This window comes from Actinomycetota bacterium (genome assembly GCA_036280995.1).
Lineage (GTDB): Bacteria > Actinomycetota > CALGFH01 > CALGFH01 > CALGFH01 > CALGFH01.
In genome coordinates this window covers 1-4,728 of sequence record DASUPQ010000358.1, presented here as the reverse complement: position 1 = coordinate 4,728, position 4,728 = coordinate 1, and the positions used below count along the sequence as shown (strand labels likewise).

The 4,728-nt window shown below is 74.6% G+C and carries 4 protein-coding genes; 2 read left to right on the top strand and 2 right to left on the bottom strand.

The genetic code is table 11. The features are described 5' to 3' along the window. The coding region (locus VF468_12105) for a LemA family protein (protein HEX5879040.1) at positions 1-522 on the top strand (522 nt) is incomplete at its 5' end. Between the two features lie 204 nt (positions 523-726). On the opposite strand, the gene VF468_12100 is transcribed toward VF468_12105, so the two are convergent. Together VF468_12100 and VF468_12095 are read right to left on the bottom strand one after the other, a co-directional pair. Continuing rightward, positions 727-2,049, bottom strand: a complete 1,323-nt coding sequence (locus VF468_12100) for a PRC-barrel domain-containing protein (GenBank protein ID HEX5879039.1) — start codon at positions 2,047-2,049, stop codon at positions 727-729. A gap of 124 nt (positions 2,050-2,173) precedes the next feature. Continuing rightward, positions 2,174-3,505, bottom strand: coding sequence for an MFS transporter (locus VF468_12095; GenBank protein HEX5879038.1), 1,332 nt, complete (start codon positions 3,503-3,505; stop codon positions 2,174-2,176). 478 nt (positions 3,506-3,983) lie between these two features. Here VF468_12095 and VF468_12090 point away from each other — a divergent pair. Further along, positions 3,984-4,728 (top strand): alkaline phosphatase family protein (locus VF468_12090; protein HEX5879037.1); only part of this gene is annotated, 745 nt, incomplete at its 3' end.

Below are 4,728 nucleotides of genomic sequence, written 5' to 3'. Positions count from 1 at the left end.
GTCATCGTGGTGCTGGTCGTCTCGGTGCTCATCTACAACGGGCTCGTGCGGCGGCGGGACCAGGTCGACAACGCCTGGAGCCAGATCGACGTGCAGCGCAAGCGGCGCTACGACCTGATCCCGAACCTTGTGGAGACGGTGAAGGGATATGCGAGCCACGAGCGGGGAACCCTGGAGGCGGTCACCGAGGCGCGGGCGCAGGCGATCAGTGCCCAGGGCCCGGCGGATCAGGCTGCGGCCGAGAATGTCCTCACCGGTGCGCTGAAAGGCCTGTTCGCGGTGGCCGAGTCGTATCCAGATCTCAGAGCCAGTCAGAACTTCCTGGAGCTGCAGCAGGAGCTCTCGGCCACCGAAGATCGCGCCGCCTACGCACGCCAGTACTACAACGACGCCGTCCTGACCTATAACAACGCCGTCACCACGGTGCCGCAGAACCTCTTCGCGGCGATCTTCAGGTTCCGGACCCGCGAGTACTTCCAGGCCGGCGGGGAGGAGCGGGGGCCGGTCCAGGTCCGGTTCTAGCGCCCGCGGGGCGAGCGGGCGAGGCGGTACTGTTCGAGCGGGCGGGGTGGCGATGAGCGCCCGACGCCCTTTGCGTCCGGTCTTCAGGGCGACGTGAGCGACCGGCTGGCCGCGCTTCGGCGGCTGGCCGCGACCGCGGCCGGTCGGCTGCTGGCCGAGCCCTCGACCCAGGCGCCCGAGCCCGCCTGAGCGCTGACCGGACCGTCAGCGCCGGGGCTGGTCCTCCTCGTCGAGACCGAGGCGGGCATGGCGGGCGCGTTCGGCCGCCTCGCGGTCGGCGGGGGAGATCTCGTCGTGGTCGGCGGGTTCCTGGCCGACGCCGACCAGGCGCTCCAGGCGACGGCGGGCCCGCTCCAAGGGGGAGCGCTCCTCGGGCTGGGCGGCGGCGGCGCGGGCGATCCGGTCGCGTTCGGCGGCCAGCTTGGCCTCGCGCCACCGGTCGCTGGCGCCGGCGGGCGGGTCGACGGGGTCTTGCTCCTCGAAGCTTCCGGCGGCACCCGGAGCCCAGCCGGGCTCGTCCGGGACCCGGAGCGGCTCGTCCGCCGGGTGCCCGGAAGAGGCGGCGCCCTTGTCCACCGTCGCGGTTGCTCCGTAGGGAAAGGCGGCAGTTGAGCCGGGGAGGCCAGGTTCCACCGGCGCGGTCCGGCCCAGGTCGGGGTCGCGTGGGCCGCCGCCGAGCTGATCAGAGCCGAGGTCGCCCGGGGCGTCCGGGAGCCCGTCGGGGTCGGGACCGGCGGGGGCGCCCTGGAGGCGGTTCGGGTCGGCCGGACCCTCCCGGAGGCGGCTGGAGTCAGCCGGACCGTCGCCGAAATGGTCGCGGTCGGAGCCAGGACCGGGCGGGCCGTCTGGGACCTGGCGTGGATCGGCTGAGCCGTCTGGGACCTCGCCGGGGCCGGCCGGGCCATCGGGGCCCTCGACCCTCGATCCCATCTCGACCCGCTCGGCGCCTTCGGGCCCGACCCCGTGCCGGTCCGTCCGGCGGGTCTCGTGCGGGTCGGCCGTTCCTGGCTCGCCCGGGACGCCGCCGGTCACGGTGTCGGCGTCGAGGTCGGGGTCGGGATGGTAGTGGCCACCGTCAGCCGCGGATCCCCCTTCGCCTTCGACCACCGTGGTCGGGTCGGCCGCGACCGGCCCGGGTGGTTCGCCGGGAACTGGCTCGCCGGCCTCGGCGACCGCCGGAGTCCCGGCCGCGGTCCCGGTGGCCGGCTCGTAGTCCACGCCGTAGTGGGCGAACAGCGCCGCCTCCTCCTCAGGCGAGAGCTCGTCGTGGAGGTCGACCCTGGGGGAGTCCTTGATGTGGCGCTTTTCGTAGGGGACCTGGAGGCCGTCGGCGATCTCGGTGGCGTGGACCAGGGGGACGAACGACTGGCTGGTGCCGAAGAGGCCGGTGTTGACCAGGGCCCAGGTGGGGTGGCCGGTCTCGCGGTCCAGGTAGAACTCGCTGATGGTGCCGACCGTGCTGCCGTCTCGGTCGACGATCGCGAGCGCCCGCCAGCGTTCGAGGGTCGCCGGGTCGAAGGCCGCCATGGTCGTCCTCCTTGCACTCGCCAGATCCGCGCCGCTCGGCGACACCCACCCTCACTGCCCGCCGAGCGCTCCCGCCTAACCGGGCAAAGCCGCAGCGCAGGAGCAGGATACCGGGCGGCGGGCCTCAGTCGGGAGCCGACTGCTCCAGCTCCAGCCCGCGCGTCTCGGGCAGGCGCGCGAACAGCAGGCTGGTCAAGACCACGGGGGCGCAGATCAGCACGGCGGCGCTCGCGAAGCTGTCCAGGGCGTCGGTGAGCAGGCCGAACGCGACCAGCCCGGCGACCGCGCCGAGCACCCCGGCCGCTACCAGCCAGCCGGCGGCGGTGGCGCGGACGCTGGTCGGGAACAGCTCGGAGCCGAGGGCGCCGATCGACGGCGCGTAGGCCGAGGCGACCAGGACGGCCAGCAGGTAGCCGGTGGCCACGGCGGCCCGCGAACCGCTGTACGTGAGCATCCCGGCCAGCGCGACCATGGCCTGCGCGCCGGCGGCGGTGACCCGGCGGCCCAGCCGGTCGGCGGACCACCGCCCGAGCAGCAGCCCGAGCAGGCCGATGGGCCCGGCGGCCAGGACCATGGCGGCCGTGGACGAGCGGGACATGCCGAGCGCGTTCTCGGCGTAGACGAACAGGAAGGTGTTCATCGGGCCGGTGACGAACGCGATCGCGAAGGCGAGCACGGCCAGCAGCCACAGGCGGGGGCGCAGGTCGGCCCTGACCCTGCCGAGGACGGCGGGTCGGGCGGCGGCCAGCTCCGGGTCCTCGGCGGCGCGGAGGCGCTGGTAGCGGTCGGGCTCCTCGAGCCGGCGGGCGAGCAGGGGGACGGCGGCCAGGGGCACCAGGGCGAGGGCGAACAGGCCCCGGAACCCGACCCCGTCGCCCGCGACCCCGCGGATCAGCGCGGTCAGGCCGGCGCCGACGCCGTACCCGGCGGTCATGAGGGCGATCGCCTTGGCCCGGTCGCGGGTCTCGGTCTCCTCGGCCGCCACCACCACGGCGATGGCGTTGGTGGCCGACAGCATGGGCCGGCCGATGGCGAACAGGGCCACGAACCACCAGTAACCCGGGCTCAGAGCGGCCAGGGCGGTGACGGCCAGGCCGCCGCTCACGCAGCCGAGCAGCATCCGCCGGCGGCCCTGGCGGTCGGCCAGGGCGGACAGGGGCAGGCTGGCCAGGGAGGCCAGGCGGACGATGGCCAGGCCGATCCCGAGGGTGGTGCCGGAGAGCCCGACCCTGGCCACCACCGAGGTGCCGTCGCCGGTCTCGCCGAAGGCGCGGGCCACGTCGCCGAGGGCGGTGGTGGCCCCGAACTGGGCGAACCCGGCGGCCACGGTCGCCGCGCCCACGGCCAGGATGGCCGGATGGCGCCAGCCGTGCAGCCGCACCCGGCCGTCGGAGAAGGAGGCGTCCGCCCCGGGGTCGCCAGGCGGCGACGGCCCGGTCGGTCCGGTCGAGGTCACGTCGCTGCTCGCCCAGTTGATCTGCTTGCCATCAAGGCACTCTAGCGCCTGGCCCGACCCGCCCTCGCCCGGACAGCGACCGCCCGGTCACCCGGGCCTGTGGACAACCGGAAGCTCCTCTCCCGGTCCCGGGCTGCCCTCCCGTCAGGGGCCCCAAGCGCCCGGGGTCTGGGGTGAGGCGTGCCGGGCCTCAGCAGCCCGGGCCTTCGGTCAGGCGTGCGGGCGGAGGGCTCGCCAGGCGGGCTCTCGGTCGGGCGGGCGGAGGGCTCGCCAGGCGGCTCTCGGGTCGGGCGTGCACAGGGCCCAGCGGGCCGGGTCTTGAGTTCAGGCGTGCAGGGATCCAACGGCCGGTTCTGGCCAGGCGACCCCGGAACCATTCGGGGGATCTTGACACGGTTTGCCCGGTACGGAAGCGTTACCGGGTCTCCGGGTTCAGCTTCACCGCCTGTGTCCAGCGCCGGTTCCAGGAAGGTGCCCCATGGTCGCTCGCCGCCGTTTCCGCGGTCTTTCCGCTCTTGCCCTCGTCATCGCCGTTCTGGCCGCGCTGCTGGCGACGGCGGCTCCCGCCCCGGCGGCCAACGCGGCGGCTGCGGCCGCCCCCGCCGAGCAGGCGGCCATCCTGTTCGCGGCCGACGGCATGCGGCCCGACCTGGTCGACCGCTTCGCGGCGGCCGGGGCCATGCCCAACATTCGTCAGCTCAAGCGACGCGGGGTCCAGGGCCGTAACGGCCTCACCCAGGGGTTCCCGCCCAACACCGGGGTCGGCTGGAGCACGCTGGCCACCGGCGCCTGGCCGGGCAAGCACGGCTCCACCAACAACACCTTCCACCAGACCGGCACCGACTTCTCCCGGGGGACCAGCTTCTCGGCTTCCGGGGTCCTCCAGGCCGACTCGATCGCCTCGGCCGCCGAGCGGGCCGGCCGGCAGGTCGCCCAGCTCGACTGGGTTGCCGGCCGCCAGGCCAACATCGACGGCCCGACCGTCGACTTCACCACCTTCTTCTCGACCCGCGGGGTGCTCACCGCCCCGGCCGTTCCCGACGAGCAGGCCGGCGCGGCCCGCTTCGGCCTCTCCTACCAGGTCGCCGAGTTCGAGCCGGCCAGCGGCTGGAGCAACGTCCCCGCCGGCGACCCGGCCACCGCGCCCCAGCAGTCGACGCTGACCGTGGCCACCACCTTCGCCGCGCAGAACCCCAACCGGGTCTATGACGTCTACGTCTTCG

What these genes read in the sequence shown, in the direction of transcription:
- VF468_12100 (HEX5879039.1), bottom strand. Translation starts at nt 2,049, where the DNA reads ATGGCGGCCTTCGACCCGGCGACCCTCGAACGCTGGCGGGCGCTCGCG.